The organism is Rhizobium sp. ZW T2_16 (assembly GCF_044987325.1).
GTDB classification, from domain to species: Bacteria; Pseudomonadota; Alphaproteobacteria; order Rhizobiales; family Rhizobiaceae; genus Neorhizobium; species Neorhizobium cellulosilyticum.
Genome location: NZ_JBJDRG010000014.1, coordinates 24,098 through 46,665, shown reverse-complemented (window position 1 = coordinate 46,665; position 22,568 = coordinate 24,098). Strand labels below are relative to the sequence as shown.

Below are 22,568 nucleotides of genomic sequence, written 5' to 3'. Positions count from 1 at the left end.
CCATGGCGCACCAATGCCAAAAGAAGGCGCAACAAAATCGGAGGCTCCTCCCGTGGAACAGGCAGAAATCGGCCTAATCGGCCTTGGCGTCATGGGCGCCAACCTTGCCCTCAATATTGCTGAAAAAGGCAACAAGATCGCGGTTTTCAACCGCACTACCGAAGTCACCAAGAAATTCTACGCGGATGCAGGCGCTCTTCAGGGCCAGATCATTCCGTGCGAAACAATGGAAGATTTCATCAAGGCCATCCGCCCGCCACGCCCGATCATCATCATGATCAAGGCCGGAGATCCGGTCGATCAGCAGATGGAACTTCTGAAGCCCTACCTGTCGTCCGGCGACATCATGATCGACGCCGGCAATGCCAATTTCCGCGATACGATGCGGCGCTTCAAGAGCCTCGAAGGCAGCGACCTGACCTTCATCGGCATGGGCGTCTCCGGTGGCGAGGAAGGTGCGCGTCACGGACCATCCATCATGGTCGGCGGCACGGAAGACAGCTGGAAGCGCGTCGAAAAGGTCCTGACCTCGATTTCGGCAAAATTCAACGGCGAACCCTGCGTCGATTGGCTCGGCCCGAACGGTGCCGGCCACTTCGTCAAGACCATCCATAACGGCATCGAATATGCCGACATGCAGATGATCGCCGAAATCTACGGCATCCTGCGTGACGGCCTCGGCATGAGCGCACCCGAGATCGGCGGCGTCTTCGGCCGCTGGAACGAAGGTCGCCTTGATTCCTATCTCATGGAAATCTCGGAAAAGGTGCTGAAGGCCAACGACCCGATCACCGGTAAGCCGATGGTCGATATCATCGTCGACAGTGCCGGCCAGAAGGGCACCGGCAAGTGGTCGGTCATCGAGGCCCAGAACATGGGCGTTGCAGCGACCGCCATCGAAGCAGCCGTTGCCGGCCGCGTCATCTCCTCGCTCCGGTCCGAGCGTCAGGCCGCCGAAAAGATCCTCGGCAAGCCAGCGCTGGTCGATCGCCCGAAGGATGGCATGGCCTTCCTCGCCGATCTGGAACTCGCGCTTCTGGCCGCCAAAATCGGCGCTTATGCGCAGGGCTTTGCCGTCATGGCGGAAGCCTCGAAGGAATTCGGCTGGAACCTGCCTATGCCGACGATCGCCAAGATCTGGCGCGCCGGCTGCATCATCCGTTCGCAGTTCCTCGATGAGATCACCTCGGCCTTCACCAAGGATCCGAACGTGGCAAACCTCATCGTCACCCCGGCATTCTCGCAACTGGTCAAGGAAACCGACGGCGCGCTTCGCCGTATCGTCTCCTATGCAGCACTGAACGGCCTGCCGGCTCCGGCGCTCACTTCGGCTCTTTCCTACTTCGACGCCTACCGTCGCGGCAGGGGCACGGCCAACCTCATCCAGGCCCAGCGCGACTTCTTCGGCGCGCACGGTTTCGACCGCCTCGATTGCGTCGACAAGCATCACGGCCCCTGGGGCAGCGGCCTCGCCGATTTCGCCTGATCGCTTGATAAACTAGATGAAAAAGCCCGGCCAAGTGCCGGGCTTTTTTGCAGGTAATGCCTAATCCTTCGGTCCCATCTGCGACCAGACCGGACCATCGATACTCTGCAGCAATTCGGGCGCTACACCGTCGATACGGGCCAGTACCGCCTTTGCCAGTTCCCGGCCGGCGTGACGCACGTCTTCCGTCACGGTCAGCATTTCCGGCCTGATCCAGTTCAAGAATTCGGCCGACTGTTTCGAGACAATATCGATCTCCTTGCCTAGCCGGCGTCCGGCTGCCTCGGCTCCGGCAACCAGTGCGATCGATGCGGATCCGCTGAGCGAGATGATACCGTCCGGCGGCTCAGTAAGGCGACACAGGCGCTCCGCATAGGCGCGGATTTCCTCGAGTGGCGTCTCCGTGGTCATCCGGCCCATCGAAACTTCCGTCACCTGAAAATCGTTCATGCCGTGCTCGAAACCTATCCGGCTATGTATCTGGTAGGAAAACCGGCTGAGCGGCGCCAGGAGCGCGATGCGCCGTCTTCCACGCTGCACGAGGCGTTGCACCGCCTGATAGACATAGGCCTCGTTGTCGAAGTCGTGGAATGGGTGAACAATGCCCATATCCGTTCGCCCATGGGTAACGAAAGGCAGGTTCCGTTCCGTCATCAGGCGCACGCGCGGATCCTCCGGTTCCATGCGCGAGATGATCACTCCATCCGCCGAACCGGTATCGAGAATGTAGCGCACCGGCACCATCGGGTCTTTCTCGAAGGAGTGCGGCGTCACCACGAGGTGATACTGGGTTCCCCCCAGCACTTCCGAAATTCCCTGCACCATCTGGCTGGTGAAGCCCATCAATTCCTGCTCGATGCTCAGCACCAGCGCGATCACGTTGGTCTTGCCGGTCCGCAGGCGCACACCCGCCCGGTTCGGCTGGTAGCCGAGCTGGCGCGCCACCAGTCGTACGCGCTCCTTGGTCTCGGACCCGATATCCGGCGCATCTTTCAGCGCGCGCGATACGGTCGTGATCCCAAGACCCGTCATGAAGGCGATCGTCTTGAGGGTAGGGCGTTCGTTAGCCGCCGCGCTGCTCGTGGATGTTTTTCTGATCTCGTCCATCTTGCTGCTCGCATCGATTGCCGCCATTGGCTTTTGAATGACGCAGTCCGGTTATTACAGAAAAAACTGAAACGTTACAGGTAATTTTCAACCCGTCTCCGACGAAAACATCTCGATCCGCAACCATGTGTTGGCATTACGCAATTGCACATCGATTTTGTGCATATGCGAAATAAAATCGCCTTGGATCGATCTCATGGCGGCATTTCATGGAATTATATACCTGATAATTCTGAATTTAATGCTCTTATAAGTTGTTATTGTGATGGTTCATGCAATAATTTGGAGAAGCAGGCTTGCCACCCCTCTGGCTTTGCCCTAGCTTTTTACTGCAACGTTTCAGTGAGGGAGGAGACTCATGCGTATCCGTGCATTTGCAGCCGTTCTGGCTGCCACCGCGGCGCTGCCTTGTGCAGCTATGGCCGCCGATCTGGAAGTCACGCATTGGTGGACATCGGGAGGCGAGGCGGCAGCCGTGAAAGAGCTGGCGACCGCATTCGATGCAACCGGCAATAAATGGGTCGATGGTGCAATTGCCGGTTCAGGCAGCACGGCGCGCCCGATCATGATCAGCCGTATCACCGGTGGTGACCCGATGGGCGCCACCCAGTTCAACCACGGACGCCAGGCCGAAGAACTGGTCATGTCCGGCCTGATGCGCGACCTGAGCGACGTCGCCGAAAAGGGCAAATGGAAGGATATCATCAAACCCGCGAGCCTGCTCGACAGCTGCACCTTTGAGGGCAAGATCTACTGCGCCCCGGTCAACATCCATTCCTGGCAGTGGTTGTGGCTTTCCAATGCGGCCTTCGAAAAGGCGGGCGTACCGGTCCCGAAAGACTGGAACGAGTTCGTCGCAGCCGGCCCCAAGTTGCGGGAAGCCGGTCTTCAACCGCTCGCCGTGGGCGGTTCCGCCTTCCAGGTCAACGGCCTGTTCGACACGCTGGTAATCGCGCTGGGCGGCACAGACCTCTACAACAAGGTCTACAAGGAAAAGGACGAGGAAACCGCGGCCGGTCCTGAAATGGCAAAGATTTTTGCGGCGGCCGACGATGCCCGCAAGCTTGCCAAGGGCTCCAACGTGCAGGACTGGAACCAGGCCACCAATCTGGTCATCACCGGCAAGGCCGGAGGCCAGATCATGGGTGACTGGGCGCAGGGCGAGTTCCAGCAGGCCGGAAAGGTTGCCGGCAAGGACTATACCTGCCTCCCGGGCCTTGGTCTCAATCAGACCCTGACCACCGGTGGTGACGCCATCTACTTCCCGGTTCTGAAGGACGAGGCAAAGTCCAAGGCGCAGGAAGTGCTGGCGGAAACGATCGTCGATCCCAAGGTGCAGGTCGCCTTCAACCTCAAGAAGGGCTCCGTGCCGATCCGGAGTGACGTCGATCTTGCTGCTGCAAACGACTGCATGAAGAAGGGCATCGAGATCATCTCGAAGGGCAGCACGGCAACCAGTACCGACCAGCTCGTTTCGGCCGATACGCAGAAGCAGAAGGAGGACCTGATGTCCGAATTCTTCGCCAATGCGTCGATCACGCCGAAACAGGCGCAGGAACGCTTCGCCTCCATCATCGGCTCGGCGGACTGATCACTCCATCACGATCCTGAACCGCACTGGCCTCGCCCTTTCGCAAGAGGGGCGGGGCCGGAGGGAAAGGCTGCGCCTTGAGCGCGCCGATCGAGGAGGAATAATGTCTCGTACCGTGCCGTCCGCTACACCATCCAGACCGCTGCCGAAATCGTCCGGCCGGCCTAATCAGCTCTTCCGCAATCTCAATTCCAAGATTGCGCTCACCCCCATGATATTAGTTGCCGCGGTCGTGTTCTTCGGCGGCACGATCTGGACGGTGATATATTCCTTCACCAATTCCAGACTTCTGCCGCGCGCAAGCTTTGTCGGTTTTGACCAGTATGAGCGCCTTTGGGCCTCGTCCCGCTGGATCATCTCGATCCAGAACCTCTTGATCTACGGCATCCTGTCCCTGATCTTCTCGCTCGTGGTCGGCTTCGTGCTGGCAGCGCTGATGGACCAGAAGATCCGCTTCGAAAGCGCCTTCCGCACCATTTTCCTTTATCCCTTCGCTTTGTCCTTCATTGTCACCGGCCTTGTCTGGCAATGGATCCTCAATCCGGAATTCGGCGTGCAGGGCATCGTCCGTTCGCTTGGCTGGACAAGCTTCACCTTCGACCCGCTCTACAATCCCGATATCGTCATCTACGGCATCCTGATCGCAGGTCTCTGGCAGGGGACAGGGCTCGTCATGTGCCTGATGCTTGCCGGCCTGCGCGGCATCGACGAGGATATCTGGAAGGCGGCGCGCGTCGACGGCATCCCGATGTGGCGGACCTATCTTTTCGTCGTCATCCCGATGATGCGCCCGGTCTTCATCACCACGCTCGTGCTCATCGGCAGCGGCATCGTCAAGCTTTACGATCTGGTCGTGGCGCAGACGTCAGGCGGCCCCGGCAATGCGTCGGAAGTGCCTGCCAAATATGTCTATGACTACATGTTCCAGGCGCAGAACCTGGGGCAGGGCTTTGCCGCCTCCACCATGATGCTGCTTACCGTCGCCATCATCATCATCCCCTGGGCCTATCTCGAATTCGGAGGGAAGAAGCGTGGCTAACGTCTCCACTCTCAATGCGACCGGCGCTGCGATAGACGCCGTGAGAACTGAAATTGCAGCGGGACCGCGCGGCAAGAAACCGAAAAAGGTCCTCTCCCGCCGCAATATCATGATCTACGGCATCCTCGGTCTGGCAGCGCTCTATTACCTCCTGCCGCTCTACGTGATGGTCGTGACCTCATTGAAGGGCATGCCGGAAGTCCGTCTCGGCAACATCTTCTCGCCGCCGATGGAAATCACCTTTGAGCCCTGGGTGAAGGCCTGGGCTGAGGCCTGCACCGGCCTCAACTGCGACGGTCTTTCCCGCGGCTTCTGGAACTCGGTGCGCATTCTCGTGCCCTCGGTTATCGTCTCGATCGCGGTCGCCTCGGTCAGCGGTTATGCGCTTGCCAACTGGCGCTTCAAAGGCTCGGAGCTGTTCTTCTCCGTGCTCATCATCGGTGCCTTCATTCCCTATCAGGTAATGATCTACCCCCTCGTTATCATCTTGCGCGAGATCGGCATCTACGGCTCGCTGACCGGCCTCGTCATCGTCCACACGATCTTCGGCATGCCGATCCTGACGCTGCTTTTCCGCAACTATTTCGCCGGCCTGCCGGAAGAGCTGTTCAAGGCCGCGCGCATCGATGGCGCAGGCTTTTGGCAGATCTACGGCCGCATCATGCTGCCCATGTCGCTGCCGATCTTCGTCGTCGCGATCATCATTCAGGTCACCGGCATCTGGAACGACTTTCTCTTCGGCGTCGTCTTCACGCGGCCGGATACCTATCCAATGACCGTCCAGCTCAACAACATCGTCAACTCCGTCCAGGGGGTGAAGGAATACAACGTCAACATGGCAGCGACGCTGCTCACCGGCGCTGTTCCGCTCATCGTCTATTTCGTCTCCGGCCGGCTGTTCGTTCGCGGCATCGCCGCCGGCGCAGTTAAGGGGTAAGCCTTGATGACCGACCTCTCCAATTCCGTTTCCATCCGTGACCTGTCCCTACACTTCGGGGCGGTGACCGTTCTTCAGAATCTCGATCTCGACATCAAGGACGGCGAATTCCTCGTCCTGCTCGGCTCCTCCGGCTGCGGCAAGTCGACATTGCTCAACTGCATCGCCGGCCTGCTGGAGCCGACCGACGGCCAGATCTTCATCAAGGACAAGAATGTCACCTGGGAAGAACCCAAGGACCGCGGCATCGGCATGGTATTCCAGTCCTATGCGCTTTACCCGCAGATGACGGTCGAGAAGAACCTGTCTTTCGGGCTCAAAGTCGCCGGCATGCCCAAGGAGGAGATTGCAAAGCGCATCGCCCGTGCAGCTGGCATCCTGCAGATCGAGCCGCTGTTGCAGCGCAAGCCCGCAGCGCTCTCCGGCGGCCAGCGCCAGCGCGTCGCGATCGGCCGCGCGCTTGTTCGCGATGTCGATGTCTTCCTGTTCGACGAACCGCTTTCCAACCTCGATGCAAAACTGCGCTCCGAACTGCGTGTCGAGATCAAGCGCCTGCACCAGTCGCTGAAGAACACGATGATCTACGTCACCCACGACCAGATCGAGGCGCTGACGCTGGCAGACCGCATCGCCATCATGAAGAGCGGCGTCATCCAGCAGCTCGACGACCCTATCACCATCTATAACCGCCCGCGGAACAAGTTCGTCGCCGGCTTCATCGGTTCGCCCTCGATGAACTTTCTGACCGGCGAACTGGCCGACGAGGGCGGCCGCACGGTGTTCAGAACCAATGGCACCAGCTTTTCGCTCACCGGCTACGAGGCGACAGAAACGCTGCCCCCCGGCCGCAAGGTCGTGCTCGGTGTCCGCCCCGAACATATCAAGGTCGATGGCGATCTGACGGGTGAGGAGGCCCATGACGCAATCGTCGACATCGAGGAGCCCATGGGCGCCGACAACCTGATCTGGCTGAAACTCGCCGGCCACACGATCTCCGTCCGCATCGGCGGAGCCCGGCGTTACGCCGTCGGCGCAAAAGTCCGCCTCGGCTTCGACATGACCATGGCCTCGCTGTTCGATGCGGAAACGGAGGAACGGATCTGATGGCCGTCCTGCGTCCCTCGTTCCACCCGCCTCTGGCCTGCCGGCCATCTCCCCCACAAGGGGGGAGATCACAAGTGGCGCGCCCTTTGCCCAAGCTCTACGCTTGCTCTTTGCTGAGCCTTCAAATGGAGAGCAATCAACTTGGTGAGACGAGTTCCGGTGAAAATTGGGGCAGAACGTTGAGCCTAGCTGATCTCCCCCCTTGTGGGGGAGATGGCCGGCAGGCCAGAGGGGGGCTCGCTGCCGCAAATGGTGACCTCTCCGGGAGGCACCAATGACCATCATCCCGCTCACCGGCCAATGGCACCTCTCATCCCCCGACAGCACCCACGCCACCAGCATGCCGATTCCCGGCGACATCCACACAGCGCTGAAAACCGCCGGCATTATCCCGGACCCCTATATCGGCCGCAACGAAAACGACGTTCAGTGGGTCGCCCATCAGGATTGGCAGATCGAAAGGACCTTTGTCATCGATGACCCGGATGGCTCTTGGTATCTCGACATCACCTATCTCGACACGGTGGCGATTGTTTTCGTCAACGATGTGCCCGTTCTCTCCGCCGACAACTGCTTCCGCCGTTATCGCCCCGATGTCTCGTCTGCCCTGAAGCCGGGCGAAAACACGGTTCGTATCCTCTTCCATTCCAACATCAAGGCAGGGGCGGAGCGCCAGGCAAGGCAGCCCTTTTACCTGCCGTTTTCGAAAAACTGCCCGATCCCCGATGGCAACATGCTGCGCAAGCCGCAATGCCATTTCGGCTGGGACTGGAACCTCGCGATCTCACCGCTCGGCCTCTACGGCGAAATCTCCCTGAAACGCCTGGATATCGCCCGCATCGAACATGTCGTCACCGAGCAGAGACATCACAATGATGGCTCCGTCGATCTCCACGTCACCGTATCCTTCCACGCCGACACACAGGGCGTAGTCCCCATCCATCTGCAATTCGACGAAGAACGCCTTCGTCTCGATTGCGGCATGCGCCCCGGCGAAAACAGCATCACCCACGTCTTCCATGTCGAGAACCCCAAACTCTGGTGGCCGGCCGGAAGCGGCGAACAGGCGCTCTATTCACTGATCGTCGATACGCCGAGCGAGACGATCACCCGCCAGATCGGCCTGCGCACCGTCGAACTCCTGACCGACAAGGACGAGGCCGGCAGCCGTTTCGCCTTCCGCATCAATGGTCGCGAAATCTTCTGCCGTGGCGCCAACTGGATTCCCGCCGACGCGCTCTTCTCGCTCACCAGGCCGGAGAAGACGGAAGATCTGCTGCAATCCGCCGTCGACGCCAACATGAACATGATCCGCATCTGGGGCGGCGGCTTTTACGAGGACGAGCATTTCTACGACACTTGCGACCGCCTCGGCCTGATGGTCTGGCAGGATTTTCAGTTCGCTTGCAACATCTATCCCTCGACGCCGGATTTCCTCGAAAATGTCGAACACGAGGTCGACTACCAAACGAAGCGGCTGATCTCCCATCCCTCGATCGTGCTGTGGTGCGGTGACAACGAACTCGTCGGCGCGCTTCTCTGGTACGAGGAGACCCGCAATAATCGCGACCGCTACCTCGTCTCCTATGACCGCCTCAACCACACCATCGAGCGGGCGATGAAAAAGGCAGTGCCGCAGGCGATCTGGTGGCCGTCGAGCCCGGCGTCGGGTTATCTCGATTACGGCGATGCCTGGCATGCCGATGGTTCCGGCGATATGCATTTCTGGTCGGTCTGGCACGAGAACAAGCCGTTCGAACACTACCGCGATGTCAAGCCGCGCTTCTGCTCCGAATTCGGCTTCCAGTCCTACACGTCGCTGCCGGTGATCCAAACCTACGCCGAAGACAAGGATCTCAACATCGCCTCGCCGGTGATGGAGCATCACCAGCGCAATGTCGGCGGCAACGAGCGCATCGCCGCCACCATGTTTCGCAATTTCCGCTTTCCGAAGGATTTTGCCAATTTCGTCTATCTGAGCCAGGTCCAGCAGGGTATCGCGATCAAAACGGCGGTCGACTACTGGCGCTCGCTGAAGCCGCATTGCATGGGCGCGCTTTACTGGCAGCTCAACGACACATGGCCCGTCGCCTCCTGGGCAAGCCTCGATTACGGCGGCGGCTGGAAAGTGCTGCATTACATGGCCCGCCGCTTCTTCCAGCCGGTCGCCGTCGCCGCCATCCCGTCCGACGACGGAAAGGAGATCCGCTTCTCGCTGGTCAACGACACGCTCGAAGACGTCACCGTAACACTCAACATCTCGACCCTCAGCCTGAGGGGCGAGCGCCGCTCACTGAGGAGAATCGACGCCGTCTGCTCACCGGATGCGGCAGTCACTGCCCTGACCATCCCCGCAGACACGATCCCGAGAGACAGCCTGCTTTCCTGGAACTTCACAGCGTCTAACGGTTCAGGCGGCGAGGGCCATCATGTGATGGACAGCTACAAGGCGCTGGAGCTTCTGCCCGCCAGCCTGGAAATGTCGGTGTCTCCATCCGGAGACGGCTCGTTCGACATTCTCGTCCAGTCCGCCGGCCTCGCACTTTTCGTCCTGATCGAGAGCGAGACGCCAGGCCGTTATTCCGACAACGCTTTCGATCTTGCCGCCGGCGAAAACCGAAAGGTTCGCTTCACCCCGAGCGTGCCGGCGGCAAGTCCCCCAGAGGCGGCAAGTTCCCAAGACTCCCCGCCCGTTTTCCGCATCTACGATCTTCAATCCTGCCAGTCCGCAGGCTGATATTTCATTTCAAGGAGGATGACATGACGACCTTTGGTTTCCAGCTTTATAGCGCCCGCAATTTCCCGCCGCTCTCCGACGTGCTGAAACTCGTGGCGAAAAACGGCTACAAACACGTTGAGGGTTATGGCGCGCTCTATGCGACGCTGGACGAGGCGGGCCTCAAGGCCATGCGCGCCGAACTCGACGCCAACGGCCTCACCATGCCGACCGGCCATTTCGGCATCGACCTTCTCGAAAAGGAGCCGGAACAGGCGCTGCTGATTGCAAAGACGCTCGGTATCGAGGCAATCTATTGCCCGCATCTGGTTGCCGACCAGCGCCCGACCGACGCTGGCGGCTGGTTCGCTTTCGGCAAGCGGCTGGCTGAAGCCGGCAAGCGTTATCAGGATGCCGGCTATACATTCGGCTGGCACAACCACGATTTCGAGTTCAAGGCATTGCCGGATGGCTCCACCCCGCAGGAACAGATTTTTGCCGGCGGTCCGGATCTCACCTGGGAAGCCGATATCGCCTGGGTCATCCGCGGCGGCGCCGACCCCTTCGCCTGGATCGAAAGCTATGGCCGGAAGATCACCGCCGTCCACGTTAAGGATATCGCGCCGGCCGGTGAAAACACCGATGAGGACGGCTGGGCGGATGTCGGTCACGGCACCGTTCCGTGGAAGGATCTGATCGCCGCCTTGAAGGCGAAGACTTCGGCGAAATACTATGTTCTGGAGCACGATAATCCCAAGGATATCGAGCGCCTTGCCTCCCGTTCCATCGCCGCCTTCAACACCTACTGATCTCACGTAATCATTCGGAGTTTCCCCAATGACCAAGGAACTTGGCGTCGGCATCCTCGGATGCGGCAACATTTCCACCACCTACTTTTCGCTGTCACCGCTGTTCAAGGGCATCAGGGTTCTGGCCTGCGCCGACCTGAACCCGGCCGCTGCCGAGGCGAAAGCCAAGGAATATGGCGTCAAGGCGCAAACGGTCGAAGAGCTTCTCGCCAATAGCGAGATCGACCTGATCGTCAATCTGACCATCCCGGATGCGCATTTCCCCGTGTCAAAGGCGATCCTCGAAGCTGGCAAGCACGTCTATTCGGAAAAGCCGCTGACGGTGACGCTGGAAGAGGGCAAGCAACTGCAGGCGCTGGCGAAGTCGAAGGGCCTTGCTGTCGGCTGCGCACCCGACACTTTTCTCGGCGGCGCGCACCAGTTGGCCAGAGCCTATATCGATGGCGGCGGGGTAGGGCGCATCACGTCGGGCACCTGCCACGTCATGAGCCCCGGCATGGAAATGTGGCACCCAAATCCGGGCTTCTTCTTCCTGAATGGCGGCGGCCCGATCCTCGATCTCGGTCCCTATTATATTGCCAACCTGATCAACTTCCTCGGCCCGGTAAAGCGTGTCGCGGCTTTAACCTCGATGGCGAACAAGACCCGCACCGTCACCAGCGAGCCGCTGAACGGCACGATCATCCCGGTCGAAACCCCAACCAACATCCATGCATTGCTGGAGTTCGCGGAAGGCGCGACGATCACGCTCTCGGCCAGCTGGGATGTCTGGTCCCACCGCCATGCAAATATGGAGCTCTATGGCACGGAAGGCTCGCTCTACGTGCCCGACCCGAACTTCTTCGGCGGCGTGGTCGAGGCGAGCGGCCGGAACAAGGATATCCAGCCGCTCAAGGATTGGGACCATCCCTTCGGCAAGGCCAACCAGGACCATCCGAACGGCCCGCGCGCCAATTACCGCACGGCGGGTCTGGCCGATATGGCGGTGGCGCTGATCGAAGGCCGCGATATCCGCTGCTCGATTGACCGCGCGCTTCACGGTGTCGATGTCATGACCTCGATCCTGAAATCCGGTGCGGAGGGCAATTTCGTCGCCACCACGACGACCTGCACCAAGCCTGCGGCACTTGGAATAGAAGAGGCACTGGCGCTTCTGGCGTGAGACGCTACAACTGCTGCCGGCGCCGGAAATGAGGTTCGGCGCCGGTTTCATTTGGAGGACTTTTCATATGGCTTGGCTCCCGGCGGAAAACCGCTACGAAAGCATGACCTATAATCGCTGCGGCAAATCCGGCCTCAAGCTGCCGGCGATCTCGCTCGGCCTCTGGCACAATTTCGGTGACGACACGCCGCACCAACGCAAGGTCGATATCTGCGAGAAGGCATTCGATCTCGGCATCACCCATTTCGATCTCGCCAACAACTATGGCCCGAAGCCCGGCAGCGCCGAACTCGCCTTCGGCCAGATCCTGCGCAAGGAATTTTCCGGCCTTCGCGACGAACTGATCATCTCGTCGAAAGCCGGCTACAACATGTGGCCGGGTCCTTACGGCGAATGGGGCAGCCGCAAATATCTGATCGCCTCCTGCGACCAGAGCCTCAAGCGCATGGGTCTCGACTACGTCGACATCTTCTATTCGCACCGCTTCGACCCGGATACGCCGCTCGAGGAAACCTGCGGCGCGCTGGAACACATCGTCCGCTCGGGCAGGGCGCTTTACGTTGGCCTCTCGTCTTACAATTCCAAGCGCACCCGCGAAGCGGTCGAAATCCTCAAAGCGATGGGCGTGCCGGTCCTCATCCATCAGCCGAGCTATTCGATGATCAACCGCTGGGTCGAGGAAGACGGTCTTCTCGATACGCTGGAAGACCTCGGTGTTGGCTCGATCGTCTTCTCGCCGCTGGCGCAGGGCATGCTGACCTCGAAATATCTCGGCGGCATCCCGGAAGACAGCCGCGCGGCCCAGGGCAAGTCGCTGCGTCCGGCTTTCCTCAACGACAAGAACATCGAGAACCTCAAGGGCCTTAACGCAATCGCCGAACGCCGCGGTCAGACCCTGGCCCAGATGGCGCTCGCCTGGGTCCTGCGTGGTGATCGTGTTACCACCGCCCTGATCGGCGCGAGCCGCCCGGAACAGGTCGAGGATTGCGTCAAGGCTCTCGAAAAGCGCGATTTCGCGGCGAAAGAGCTGGCCGAGATCGACGGGTTCGCAAAGGAGGCCGACATCAACATCTGGGCAGCCTCGGCAGAACGTCAGGGGCCGGCACGGAACAAGTAGGCGGGAGATAGTTGCCCACGCTCTGTGCAAGAAGCTGCCCCTCACCCTAACCCTCTCCCCGCAGGCGGGGAGAGGGGACTTGCCACGGTGAACGTCAGCGAGATGCGGAGAGGTGCGACTTGCGTCCTTCTCCCCGTCAGAACGGGGAGAAGGTGCCGGCAGGCGGATGAGGGGCAGCTCCGGTCGCCAACACAGACATCAAAAATTGCCGAAAGGCGGTTGAGGAGCCGCCTCACACATTCTCTGGGAGGAGACACGATCATGATCCGCAACCCGATCCTGCCCGGCTTCAACGCCGACCCATCGATCTGCCGTGTCGGCGAGGACTATTACATCGCCACCTCCACGTTCGAATGGTATCCCGGGGTCCAGATCTACCACTCCCGCGACCTCGTCAACTGGACGCTCATCCGCCGCCCGCTAGAACGAAAATCCCAGCTCGATATGCGCGGCAATCCCGATAGCTGCGGCGTCTGGGCACCGTGCCTCTCTTATGCCGATGGCCTGTTCTGGCTGGTCTACACCGACGTCAAACGTTATGACGGCAATTTCAAGGATGCCCACAACTACATCGTCACATCACCGACGATCGAAGGCGAGTGGTCCGATCCGGCCTATGCCAATTCCTCCGGTTTCGACCCGTCTTTGTTCCATGATGACGATGGCCGCAAATGGTTCGTCAACATGCAGTGGAACCATCGCACCGAAAGCTATGGCGGCGCGCCGAAACATCCGGCCTTCGACGGCATCCTGTTGCAGGAATGGGATGTTGAGGCAAACGCGCTGAAAGGCCCGATCACCAACATCTTTCCCGGCAGTCCGCTCGGCCTCGTCGAAGCACCGCATCTGTTCAAGCGCAACGGCTGGTATTACCTGACGACGGCTGAAGGCGGCACCGGTTACGACCACGCGGTAACCATGGCCCGCTCGCGCACGATCGATGGACAATACGAACTCCACCCCAACACCCATCTGCTGACGTCGAAGGATAATCCCGAGGCCGTTCTGCAGCGCTCCGGCCATGGCCAATATGTCGAGACACCGGATGGTGACGTCTACCACACCCATCTCTGCAGCCGGCCGCTGGCGCCCAACCGTCGCTCACCGCTCGGCCGCGAAACCGGCCTGCAGAAATGCGTCTGGAAGGAGGACGATTGGCTTTATCTCGCCCAGAGCGGCCTCGTGCCGGATGTCGATGTGCCTGCTCCAACCGACGCCGAGCCAGCCGCAAAACCCGAACGTATCAATTACACCTTCGACGGTGACACGCTGCCGATCGACTTTCAATGGCTGCGCACGCCTGAGCCGGATCGCATCTTCAGCCTCACGGCAAATCCCGGCCGCCTGCGTCTGATCGGCCGCGAAAGCATCGGCTCGTGGTTCGAGCAGTCCCTTGTCGCTCGCCGGCAGGAGCATCACAGGTTTCGGGCTGAAACCACGGTTGAGACCTTCGATCCCGACACCTACCAGCAGGCCTGCGGCCTGGCCCACTATTACAATCGGCACAAGTTCCACGCCCTAGTCGTCACCTTGCATGAAAAGCTCGGCCGCGTTGTGACGATCTTTTCCTGCCCTGGTGATTTTCCCCATGGCCGCATGCAGTTCCCGGCCGGTAGCGGCGTCGCCATCCCCGATGGCCCGGTGGAGCTTTCCATGGAAATCCGCGACAACGACCTGCAATTTTCGTGGCGTTCCGGCGGAACGAATGATTGGCAGCCGATCGGCCCCACCCTTGATGCCAGCGTAATATCGGACGAGGGTGGGCGCGGCGAGCACGGCTCGTTTACCGGTGCCTTTGCCGGCATGTTCGCCTTCGATACGTCTGGCCGGGCGAAATCAGCGGATTTCAGCCGCTTCTCCTATGAGGCGATTCCCGGCTGATCTTTGGAAGGGCTTGCGAATTCGTTAATTTTCGCCATGAGAACGTTACCGCAAGTCCATATTTTCATTACGCATATTTAATCTTACATTCATACGGCATTCATCGCTTGCGCCCTAATTCTTGGCTGTGTTCAACGCGAGGATTTAGCCATGAAGAAGTTCATTGTCGCACTTGTTGCCGCCACCGTTCTGGCCGGCCCGATCGCCACCGCAGCCCAGGCGCAGGATTGGCGCAATGACCGCAGCCGTCAGGTCGAGCGTCACGTCGACAAGCGGGTAGACAAGCGCGTCCATGTCGACAAGAAGGTGGTCATCCACAAGCAGCGCTGGTCCAAGGGGCATCGTGCGACTGCAGCCGAGCGCCGTCGTATGGCTGATGTTCGCGACTACCGCCGTTACCGTCTGTCGGCTCCGCCGCGCGGCTATAAGTGGGTAAAGGTCGATAACGACTACCTGATGATCGGCATCGCCACCGGCGTCATCTCCAGCATCATCGCTGCTCGCTAAGAGCAAAAATAGGAGACCGGCGGGTGTGTCGTTAAGCACCCGCCGGTCGTCTGCCTGAAGACCGGTCGTGAGGGGAAACTCTTGCCCGGTCCGTCACATCACTGCGACAGGCAGGTCTTCAACGAGGTCGCAAGACCCCGCATCATGTCGAAATAAAGCTCCGGCCCTTCCTTCAGGGCGCCGGCCTCCGGATCCAGCACGCCGGATTTCGCCTTGCTGCCCTCCGTCACCACCTTCACCAGCTTTGGCTCGAACTGCGGTTCGGCAAAGACGCAGGTGGCGCCCAGATCCTCTACCTTCTGATGGATCTCCTTGACCCGCTCGGCACCTGGCATGGTCTCGGGGCTGACCGTGATCGAACCAGCCACCTTCACGCCATAGCGATGCTCGAAATACTGATAGGCGTCGTGGAAGACGATGAACGGCTTGTCCTTGATCGGCGACAGCTCCGCTTTCAGTTCCGCATCCAGTGTGTCGAGCTTGCCCATCAGTTCGGCAGCATTCTTCTGATAGGTGGCGGCATGTTCCGCATCGGCCTGAACCAGCTGCTTCTCGATCTCGGCCGCCATCGCCTTGGCATTCATCGGGTCGAGCCAAAGGTGTACGTCATTGCCTTCATGGTCGTGATCGCCGTCATCCTCGCCATCGGCATGTTCTTGCGCTGCGCCATGGCTATGCCCGTGGTCATGGCCTTCTTCTTCCGCTTCCGGCTCGAACACGCCGCCCTCGCGGAATTTAAGTTTCGTCAGCCCCGGCGCATCTTCCAGCGTCACCACGCTTGCCTTCGAGCCCAGCGCCTCGAGCGGCTTTTCCAGGAATGCCTCCATGCCATGGCCAACCCAGAAGATCAGGTCGGCATTCTGTAGTGCCGCTGCATTCGACGGCCGCATGTTGTAGGTATGCGGGGAGGCCGCGCCCTCGACAATCAGCTTCGGCTCGGCAACACCCTTCATCACCGAGGCGACCAGCGAATGGATCGGCTTGATCGATACGACGACGTCCGGCGTAGCGGCAAAGGCACCGGGTGCGCTTATCATCGCAGCAGATGAAAGAAGCAGGGCGGCGGCAAATTTCATGGCATTCTTCCTTGTTTAGAGATGTAATGTTATTACATCAATTGCGTTATGCTATAACGTGTGCCAAGACGGTCGGCAAGAGGGCCGGTAACAGGAATTTTGAACCAAGATGCTGATGAGCAAGCGGGCCGCCCCGGCCGCAGACAACCGCCCGAAATCGAAAGAAACGCTGGTTTCTCTTTCCAATGCCGGCATCCGCCGCGATGGTCGCTGGCTTGTACGCGGCATCGAATTCGATATTGCTCGAGGCGAGGTCGTCACCCTTATTGGCCCGAACGGCGCCGGAAAATCGACCACCGCCAAGATGGCGATCGGCGTTTTGAAGGCCGATGAAGGCTCCGTCACCCGCAAGCGCGATCTGCGTATCGGCTATGTCCCGCAAAAACTCGCCATCGACTGGACCATGCCGCTTTCTGTCCGCCGCCTGATGACGCTGACCGGCCGGCTGAAGGACACCGAGATCGCGACCGCTCTTGAGGCCACCGGCATTGCGCATCTCGCCAATTCCGAAGTCCGCCACCTCTCGGGCGGCGAATTCCAGCGCGCCCTGCTGGCCCGTGCGATTGCCCGCAAGCCCGACCTGATGGTGCTCGACGAACCCGTCCAGGGCGTCGATTTCGCCGGCGAGGCAGCCCTTTACGATCTGATCCGCACCATCCGCAACAAGACAGGCTGCGGCATCCTGATGATCTCGCATGATCTCCACATGGTCATGGCCGGCACCGATACGGTGATCTGCCTCAATGGCCATGTCTGCTGCCGCGGCACGCCGGAAGTCGTCAGCCAGAGTTCCGATTACATGAAGCTCTTCGGCGGCAATGCCCGCTCGCTCGCCGTCTATAACCACCATCACGATCATACCCATCTTCCCGATGGCCGGGTGCGTCATGCGGACGGCTCGATCACCGAACACTGCCATCCCGAAGACGGCCACCACCACGATCATTCAGGCCACGACCACGGCCATTCTCATGATCACGCCCACGGCGATCATGCCCATCACCATGACACGCAGAAAGGTGAGGGCACCCGCCATGCTTGACGACTTCTTCATCCGCGCGCTGATCGCCGGCATCGGTGTGGCGCTGACTGCCGGTCCGCTCGGTTGTTTCGTCGTCTGGCGACGCATGGCCTACTTCGGCGACACGATGGCCCATTCGGCACTGCTCGGTGTGGCGCTGTCGCTGTTCTTCGAAGTCAACCTTTTGATTGCCGTTTTCGGCGTTGCCATCCTTGTCTCCGCCATGCTGCTCTTGCTGCAGCGACGCCAGTCGCTCTCGGCCGATGCGCTTCTCGGCATCCTCTCCCATTCGGCACTGGCGATCGGCCTCGTTCTCGTCGCCTTCATGACCTGGGTAAGGATCGACCTGATCGCCTTCCTCTTCGGCGATATTCTCGCCGTCACGCCGTCCGATATCGCCCTCATCTGGGGCGGCGGCGCCGTTGTCGTCGCGGCGATCGTCTATCTCTGGCGCCCGCTCGTCGCCTCCACCGTCAGCGAGGATGTGGCGGAGGCCGAAGGCATGAACCCGGCGCGCACGAAACTGTTCTTCATGCTCCTGATGGCGCTTGTCATCGCCATTGCCATGAAGATTGTCGGCATCATGCTGATCACCTCGCTGCTGATCATCCCGGCCGCCACCGCGCGCCGCTTTTCGGCAAGCCCGGAATGGATGGCGGTGTTCGCGTCTCTCATCGGATCGGCTGCTGTCGTCGGCGGTCTTTTCGGATCGCTCACCTATGATACGCCGTCCGGCCCTTCCATCGTGGTCGCGGCACTCCTACTTTTCATATTAAGTCTGATTCCTGCCTTCGGTCGCACCGCTGCCGAACGGCCTGCAAACAAGGGAGTGCAAGGATGAACGCCCCGATCGTCAATCCGGCCCTGACAAAAAACCAGGCCTTGGTCTTCGATGCGCTGAACCGCGCCGAAGGCCCGATGAGCGCCTATACGATCCTCGACAAGCTGCGCGACCACGGCTTTCGCGCGCCGCTTCAGGTTTATCGCGCGCTCGACAAGCTGACCGAATTCGGCATGGTTCACCGGCTGGAAAGCCTCAACGCCTTCGTCGCCTGCGCCCACCGCGAGCATGAGTGCTGCGGCGGCGCCCAGGGGCACGGCCACGGCACGGTCGCCTTCGCCATCTGTGAAAGCTGCAATCAGGTGATCGAATTCCACGATCACAAGGTCGATCATCAACTCGGCGACTGGGCCAAGTCGAAAGGGTTCAAACCGTCCAAGACGACGATCGAAATTCGCGGCCTTTGCGAAAAATGTGCGGCCTGATTAGGGCTTTATTTCTTTGAGATCTCGCGAAAACCGCTTCCAGTTTGCCACGTAACGCGCAGCCGAGGCCTTGAGCTTGGCGGCAGATTCATCGTCCAGCACGCGGATCGCCTTGGCGGGCGAGCCGACGATCAGAGAATTGTCGGGAAACTCCTTGCCTTCGGTCACCAGCGCATTTGCGCCGACAAGGCAGTTCCTGCCGATCTTCGCGCCGTTGAGGATCGTCGCCCCCATGCCGACCAGCGAATTGTCGCCGATCGTGCAGCCATGGATGATCGCATGATGCCCGATCGTGCAGTCGGAGCCGATGGAGACCGGGAAGGCGGGATCGGTATGCACCGTCACGCCTTCCTGAATATTGGAACCCGCCGATGGTGATCGGCTCGTTGTCGCCGCGCAGGGTCGCGCCGAACCAGATGCCGACATCCTCATGAAGAATGACCTTGCCTATGACATTGGCATCCGGCGCCACCCAGTAACGGTCGGGGGCGGGAAGCGAAGGCAGGAAATCCCCGAGCGCATAGATCGGCATCACGTCACTCCCCGAGTGTTTCCGTCAGATGACGGACAGCGAAAGCTCGCCGACCCCGGCCACGCCGCAGGTGACCTTGTCACCCTTGACGATTGCGCCGACCCCGGCCGGTGTGCCGGTCATGATGATGTCACCCGGTGCCAGAACGAACTGTTTGGACAGTTCTGCGATGATCTCCGGCAGCTTCCAGATCATCTGGTTCAAATTGCCGTCCTGCTTGCGGGAGCCGTTGACGTCGAGCCAAACTGCGCCTTCCTGCGGGTGACCGATCTTCGAAGCCGGCACGAGTGCCGAAACCGGAGCCGACTTTTCAAATGCCTTTGCCACTTCCCAGGAACGGCCCATCTTCTTCATCTGGTCCTGAAGGTCGCGACGGGTAAAGTCGATGCCGACGCCATAACCGTAGACCTTGGACAGCGCGTCTTCGGCGGCAATATCCGCACCGCCGCCCGAAAGCGCCATCACCAGCTCCACCTCGAAATGCACGTTGGAGGAGAGCGGCGGATAGGGAAAGCTTTCGCCGTTATAGGCGTTGTCTGCATTTTTCTGGAAAAAGAACGGCGCTTCGCGGGAAGGGTCATGCCCCATCTCGATCGCATGGTCGGCATAGTTGCGGCCGACGCAATAGACCCGGCGCACCGGAAACTGTTCGGTTACACCGACCACATCGAGAAGCACGGATTCGGGGGCAGGGATCACTGTAGCGCGCATCTTGGGTATCCTTACATCACTGGAAAAAACGCTGGGTCTTTGTCCATCAATTCGCCCGGTAATCCTAGAGATGAAGGAAAATAAATTCACATGCGGTCAGATGGATACGGCCGAAATGACCGTATCCGGTTGGCCACGCGCAGCAAATGTCAGCGGATACCTCGTTATCAGCCTGCCAGCATGATCGGTGCCTGATTGTGGTCGATCGGCTTTTCCAGCAGGTAGACGGCGCGATCTCTCAGGGCATCGACAGTCATCGTCTCGCCAACCATCCAGACATGATAGTCATGAATACCCAGGCCATCGGCAAACATCAGAAACGAGCCGTCCCAATAATCGGGCGAATGCAGTTCCACCACCCGCTTGGTCTGCCAATAGACGAGATTGTACATGGCGCTTCCGTGATCGGCAAAAACCGTCTCGGCATTTCCGGCTGCGGCGAGATATTCTTCCAGAGAACGGCCCGCTGTCCTGATGATGGAGACGCCGGCAGCCGTCATTGCTGCCTCGATCAGCATGTTGTTCATCTGCCGTTGCGGCCCTTCGCCTTTTTCCCCCAGTCGCGAGAGATAGATGGCGCTGCCGGGGCGGGCGGGCTTGGGTGCCACCTTCAGGGCTTTACGAAGATTGTCGGTCTCCGCTGCGGTCCAGTAATGTCCCGGACGTGTCTTGCTCAGAACGGTTGCTTGCGCAATCTCGACCGGTTCATCGATTGCGATTGCCTCGATACCCAGTCGTGCCAGGTCTCGTTTTACATAGGGTTTCGCCAGCCAGTGGCTCGGCAGGATCAGAGGATCGAGCGTTCCCAATCGATTGAGGGCTATAGCAAGCGACGACACGTGTTCTGACATCCAGTCGCCAAATGTCTTCGGCGTTTGCGCCTGCAGTATCGTACCGCGTTCAAGTCGCCGCGCCGGTCTGGATGGCTTGTCCAGAAGATGTTTGAGATTTACTTCCTGGAAGCTTAGGCGCCGTTCAAGCCGGCCATTTACCCAGCCCATGCCCTTTGCGGTATAAATGACATTCGACGCACTGCCGATCACGTTACGTGGAATATCGTATTTCAGCCGGTACTGGTTGAATTCCGTGCCCGCCATCGGCGGTATCTCGCCCGAAAAATTCACAGCTTCGCGTCTGCTGAAGCGCCTCTCATCTCGCGACCAGTTCCGATAATAACCAATCTGTTCGGCAATTGTGTAGACGACGGGCGCAATGGTTCGCTTGAAATGAGAAAAACCCACAGAACACCTTCCAGTGAAGCGCGTTTAAGATGATTATTTAGTTGTTTGTTACAGTATTGTTTGGGGTTGGTGTCCGAATGTTATTCGGATGATTAATTTAATTGTCATTTTTATTAAATTGTTAGCTGTTATTTATTTTGTTTTTTTGTTTTGGTCTGTGAAGGGGCGTGGTCTTGGGTGTCAGTGTGACTTGGGTACCTGAATTGCGGTCGGCGCCTGAATGAGTGATCCGCAAATTCCCGGACCGTGATACGGGAGTGAGTGACTTGCCGAAAGCGATAAGCTCGTTTCGAGCCCGTAAGTCATCGTCGGGGAGAATGCTGCACAGCGACTGCCATCAGCAGTTGATCAGTTGTTCAGAAGGCTGCTTGCACTGGCTAGCGTTTCCGGCCAATGACTATTGTGGACTAAAACAGGACTAGAAGGTCAGTACCCAATGTCGAAACCGCCTAAACCGAACCAGCCGAAGTCGAACCAATCGAAGGAGCCTCAACTTGAGCACTCCGAATTTGCAGGCGAGTTCGAGGATGAAGGCGTCACTGTTCTGGTTGATATTTTTCGGGAAGCCGGCACCAATGGTGACTGGACGCTGGAAGTCATCAGCCAGACGGAGATCGTCACCACTTGGGAAGAAGACTTCGAAACCGATCAGGCGGCGTGGGAAGAATTCCTGGCAACGGCTGAGCGCGACGGGCTGAAGAGTTTTCTGGAAGAGGATGATACACCCTCAGTACATTGAGTCTGCGCTTAAAGACTGCAGACGATAGATCCGCAGTCTTCTCAGGCCTCTGGGCTGTCGTCGTTCAGCCGCGATCCGAACCGCCCTTTGATAATAAAAATGCAAAGCCGGCGATCAGCGCCAGCGCTCCGACAATTGCCCCGGTCGTTGCTCCCGGGTTCTGCCGAGCTGTATTTGAAAGCTGATAACCTTCATGGCGAAGCTGACGTACAGCTTGGCGAGCACGCGGCATTATATAGCTCGAAGCGTCGTCTGCCGAAGCACTGGCCTGTTTTGCCAAGGCAGCACGCAAATCTGCGAGCTGGGTTGTCAGGCGGTCGATATCGTTAGACAGATCGCGGTGCATTGATAGTCCTCGGTTGGCGTTGACGTGATGATGAACGGTCAGCGCGTGATACTGTTCCTTGCTCGTTGATATCTTTGCACGGCCTCGAACCTTTCTTTCCCTGCCGATCGCCTGTATAGCACCGCCATCTGGTCAGCCCTAAAGGTCTGAGCGGTTTCCCGGATAAGCCCCGGCCTGGAG

The 22,568-nt window shown here is 59.4% G+C and carries 20 protein-coding genes and 1 pseudogene; 15 read left to right on the top strand and 6 right to left on the bottom strand.

Going from position 1 to position 22,568, the window contains the following annotated elements; genetic code table 11:
- The first annotated feature begins 52 nt into the window (after positions 1-52).
- Entirely contained in the window at positions 53-1,486 is a 1,434-nt protein-coding gene (gndA, locus tag ACI3K0_RS23405; RefSeq protein ID WP_183821785.1) for an NADP-dependent phosphogluconate dehydrogenase, read from the top strand.
- A 60-nt stretch (positions 1,487-1,546) separates the two neighbouring features.
- On the opposite strand, the gene ACI3K0_RS23400 is transcribed toward gndA, so the two are convergent.
- Positions 1,547-2,593 (bottom strand): LacI family transcriptional regulator, encoded by a 1,047-nt coding sequence (locus ACI3K0_RS23400; protein ID WP_183821783.1) that lies wholly within the window; start codon positions 2,591-2,593, stop codon positions 1,547-1,549.
- 358 nt (positions 2,594-2,951) lie between these two features.
- Here ACI3K0_RS23400 and ACI3K0_RS23395 point away from each other — a divergent pair, with 358 nt between their 5' ends.
- The 10 genes from ACI3K0_RS23395 (at position 2,952) to ACI3K0_RS23350 (ending at position 15,456) form a co-directional block, all read left to right on the top strand.
- Positions 2,952-4,184: an ABC transporter substrate-binding protein gene (locus ACI3K0_RS23395; RefSeq protein ID WP_183821781.1), complete on the top strand. Its 1,233-nt coding sequence runs from the start codon at positions 2,952-2,954 to the stop codon at positions 4,182-4,184.
- A 103-nt stretch (positions 4,185-4,287) separates the two neighbouring features.
- Positions 4,288-5,223 carry a carbohydrate ABC transporter permease gene (locus tag ACI3K0_RS23390; protein WP_148146485.1) on the top strand — a complete coding sequence of 312 codons (936 nt, stop codon included), beginning with the start codon at positions 4,288-4,290 and terminating at the stop codon, positions 5,221-5,223.
- On the top strand, positions 5,216-6,160 hold the full coding sequence (locus ACI3K0_RS23385; protein WP_148146486.1) for a carbohydrate ABC transporter permease: 945 nt from the start codon (positions 5,216-5,218) through the stop codon (positions 6,158-6,160). Before ACI3K0_RS23390 ends, ACI3K0_RS23385 begins: the two co-directional genes overlap by 8 nt.
- A 6-nt stretch (positions 6,161-6,166) precedes the next feature.
- Positions 6,167-7,264, top strand: coding sequence for an ABC transporter ATP-binding protein (locus ACI3K0_RS23380; protein ID WP_183821779.1), 1,098 nt, complete (start codon positions 6,167-6,169; stop codon positions 7,262-7,264).
- Between the two features lie 274 nt (positions 7,265-7,538).
- On the top strand, positions 7,539-10,001 hold the full coding sequence (locus ACI3K0_RS23375; protein ID WP_404946351.1) for a glycosyl hydrolase 2 galactose-binding domain-containing protein: 2,463 nt from the start codon (positions 7,539-7,541) through the stop codon (positions 9,999-10,001).
- A 23-nt stretch (positions 10,002-10,024) separates the two neighbouring features.
- Positions 10,025-10,789: a sugar phosphate isomerase/epimerase gene (locus ACI3K0_RS23370; protein WP_183821775.1), complete on the top strand. Its 765-nt coding sequence runs from the start codon at positions 10,025-10,027 to the stop codon at positions 10,787-10,789.
- 28 nt (positions 10,790-10,817) lie between these two features.
- Positions 10,818-11,951, top strand: a complete 1,134-nt coding sequence (locus ACI3K0_RS23365; protein WP_183821773.1) for a Gfo/Idh/MocA family protein — start codon at positions 10,818-10,820, stop codon at positions 11,949-11,951.
- Between the two features lie 67 nt (positions 11,952-12,018).
- Complete coding sequence (mgrA, locus tag ACI3K0_RS23360) at positions 12,019-13,068, top strand: L-glyceraldehyde 3-phosphate reductase (RefSeq protein ID WP_183821771.1); 1,050 nt, start codon at positions 12,019-12,021, stop codon at positions 13,066-13,068.
- Between the two features lie 261 nt (positions 13,069-13,329).
- The gene (locus ACI3K0_RS23355; protein ID WP_183821769.1) at positions 13,330-14,949 is read left to right on the top strand and encodes a glycoside hydrolase family 43 protein; all 1,620 of its coding nucleotides are present in this window, start codon (positions 13,330-13,332) and stop codon (positions 14,947-14,949) included.
- Positions 14,950-15,099: 150 nt separating this feature from the next.
- Positions 15,100-15,456: an RcnB family protein gene (locus ACI3K0_RS23350; RefSeq protein WP_148146493.1), complete on the top strand. Its 357-nt coding sequence runs from the start codon at positions 15,100-15,102 to the stop codon at positions 15,454-15,456.
- A gap of 98 nt (positions 15,457-15,554) precedes the next feature.
- Here the strand turns inward: ACI3K0_RS23350 and ACI3K0_RS23345 are convergent, their stop codons facing one another.
- Positions 15,555-16,532 (bottom strand): zinc ABC transporter substrate-binding protein, encoded by a 978-nt coding sequence (locus ACI3K0_RS23345; protein WP_183821767.1) that lies wholly within the window; start codon positions 16,530-16,532, stop codon positions 15,555-15,557.
- A 109-nt stretch (positions 16,533-16,641) separates the two neighbouring features.
- Here ACI3K0_RS23345 and ACI3K0_RS23340 point away from each other — a divergent pair, with 109 nt between their 5' ends.
- The 3 genes from ACI3K0_RS23340 to ACI3K0_RS23330 are packed head-to-tail and all read left to right on the top strand — an operon-like array spanning position 16,642 to position 18,819.
- The gene (locus ACI3K0_RS23340) at positions 16,642-17,574 is read left to right on the top strand and encodes a metal ABC transporter ATP-binding protein (RefSeq protein ID WP_183821765.1); all 933 of its coding nucleotides are present in this window, start codon (positions 16,642-16,644) and stop codon (positions 17,572-17,574) included.
- Positions 17,567-18,394, top strand: a complete 828-nt coding sequence (znuB, locus tag ACI3K0_RS23335; protein WP_183821763.1) for a zinc ABC transporter permease subunit ZnuB — start codon at positions 17,567-17,569, stop codon at positions 18,392-18,394. Before ACI3K0_RS23340 ends, znuB begins: the two co-directional genes overlap by 8 nt.
- An 8-nt stretch (positions 18,395-18,402) precedes the next feature.
- Positions 18,403-18,819, top strand: coding sequence for a Fur family transcriptional regulator (locus ACI3K0_RS23330; RefSeq protein ID WP_183686938.1), 417 nt, complete (start codon positions 18,403-18,405; stop codon positions 18,817-18,819).
- Here the strand turns inward: ACI3K0_RS23330 and ACI3K0_RS23325 are convergent.
- The 3 genes and pseudogenes from ACI3K0_RS23325 to ACI3K0_RS23315 form a co-directional block, all read right to left on the bottom strand.
- A pseudogene (locus ACI3K0_RS23325) lies at positions 18,820-19,351 on the bottom strand (gamma carbonic anhydrase family protein). It lies immediately after the preceding gene.
- A 24-nt stretch (positions 19,352-19,375) separates the two neighbouring features.
- A complete protein-coding gene (locus ACI3K0_RS23320) occupies positions 19,376-20,062 on the bottom strand; it encodes a fumarylacetoacetate hydrolase family protein (protein WP_183821759.1) in 687 nt (228 codons plus the stop codon).
- Between the two features lie 167 nt (positions 20,063-20,229).
- Positions 20,230-21,303 (bottom strand): glycosyltransferase family 61 protein, encoded by a 1,074-nt coding sequence (locus ACI3K0_RS23315; RefSeq protein WP_183821757.1) that lies wholly within the window; start codon positions 21,301-21,303, stop codon positions 20,230-20,232.
- Between the two features lie 436 nt (positions 21,304-21,739).
- Between ACI3K0_RS23315 and ACI3K0_RS23310 the strand changes: the two genes are divergently transcribed.
- Positions 21,740-22,042 (top strand): hypothetical protein, encoded by a 303-nt coding sequence (locus ACI3K0_RS23310; protein ID WP_183821756.1) that lies wholly within the window; start codon positions 21,740-21,742, stop codon positions 22,040-22,042.
- Between the two features lie 64 nt (positions 22,043-22,106).
- Here ACI3K0_RS23310 and ACI3K0_RS23305 read toward each other — a convergent pair whose 3' ends face one another.
- Positions 22,107-22,388 (bottom strand): hypothetical protein, encoded by a 282-nt coding sequence (locus tag ACI3K0_RS23305; RefSeq protein ID WP_148148875.1) that lies wholly within the window; start codon positions 22,386-22,388, stop codon positions 22,107-22,109.
- Positions 22,389-22,568 lie beyond the last annotated feature (180 nt).

Excerpts from the sequence above, each read along its gene's own strand:
- ACI3K0_RS23400 (WP_183821783.1), bottom strand. The coding sequence starts at position 2,593 with ATGGACGAGATCAGAAAAACATCCACGAGCAGCGCGGCGGCTAACGAA.
- ACI3K0_RS23395 (WP_183821781.1), top strand. The coding sequence starts at position 2,952 with ATGCGTATCCGTGCATTTGCAGCCGTTCTGGCTGCCACCGCGGCGCTG.
- ACI3K0_RS23390 (WP_148146485.1), top strand. The coding sequence starts at position 4,288 with ATGTCTCGTACCGTGCCGTCCGCTACACCATCCAGACCGCTGCCGAAA.
- ACI3K0_RS23380 (WP_183821779.1), top strand. The coding sequence starts at position 6,167 with ATGACCGACCTCTCCAATTCCGTTTCCATCCGTGACCTGTCCCTACAC.
- ACI3K0_RS23375 (WP_404946351.1), top strand. The coding sequence starts at position 7,539 with ATGACCATCATCCCGCTCACCGGCCAATGGCACCTCTCATCCCCCGAC.
- ACI3K0_RS23370 (WP_183821775.1), top strand. The coding sequence starts at position 10,025 with ATGACGACCTTTGGTTTCCAGCTTTATAGCGCCCGCAATTTCCCGCCG.
- ACI3K0_RS23365 (WP_183821773.1), top strand. The coding sequence starts at position 10,818 with ATGACCAAGGAACTTGGCGTCGGCATCCTCGGATGCGGCAACATTTCC.
- mgrA (WP_183821771.1), top strand. The coding sequence starts at position 12,019 with ATGGCTTGGCTCCCGGCGGAAAACCGCTACGAAAGCATGACCTATAAT.
- ACI3K0_RS23355 (WP_183821769.1), top strand. The coding sequence starts at position 13,330 with ATGATCCGCAACCCGATCCTGCCCGGCTTCAACGCCGACCCATCGATC.
- ACI3K0_RS23350 (WP_148146493.1), top strand. The coding sequence starts at position 15,100 with ATGAAGAAGTTCATTGTCGCACTTGTTGCCGCCACCGTTCTGGCCGGC.
- ACI3K0_RS23345 (WP_183821767.1), bottom strand. The coding sequence starts at position 16,532 with ATGAAATTTGCCGCCGCCCTGCTTCTTTCATCTGCTGCGATGATAAGC.
- ACI3K0_RS23340 (WP_183821765.1), top strand. The coding sequence starts at position 16,642 with ATGCTGATGAGCAAGCGGGCCGCCCCGGCCGCAGACAACCGCCCGAAA.
- znuB (WP_183821763.1), top strand. The coding sequence starts at position 17,567 with ATGCTTGACGACTTCTTCATCCGCGCGCTGATCGCCGGCATCGGTGTG.
- ACI3K0_RS23320 (WP_183821759.1), bottom strand. The coding sequence starts at position 20,062 with ATGCGCGCTACAGTGATCCCTGCCCCCGAATCCGTGCTTCTCGATGTG.
- ACI3K0_RS23310 (WP_183821756.1), top strand. The coding sequence starts at position 21,740 with ATGTCGAAACCGCCTAAACCGAACCAGCCGAAGTCGAACCAATCGAAG.
- ACI3K0_RS23305 (WP_148148875.1), bottom strand. The coding sequence starts at position 22,388 with ATGCACCGCGATCTGTCTAACGATATCGACCGCCTGACAACCCAGCTC.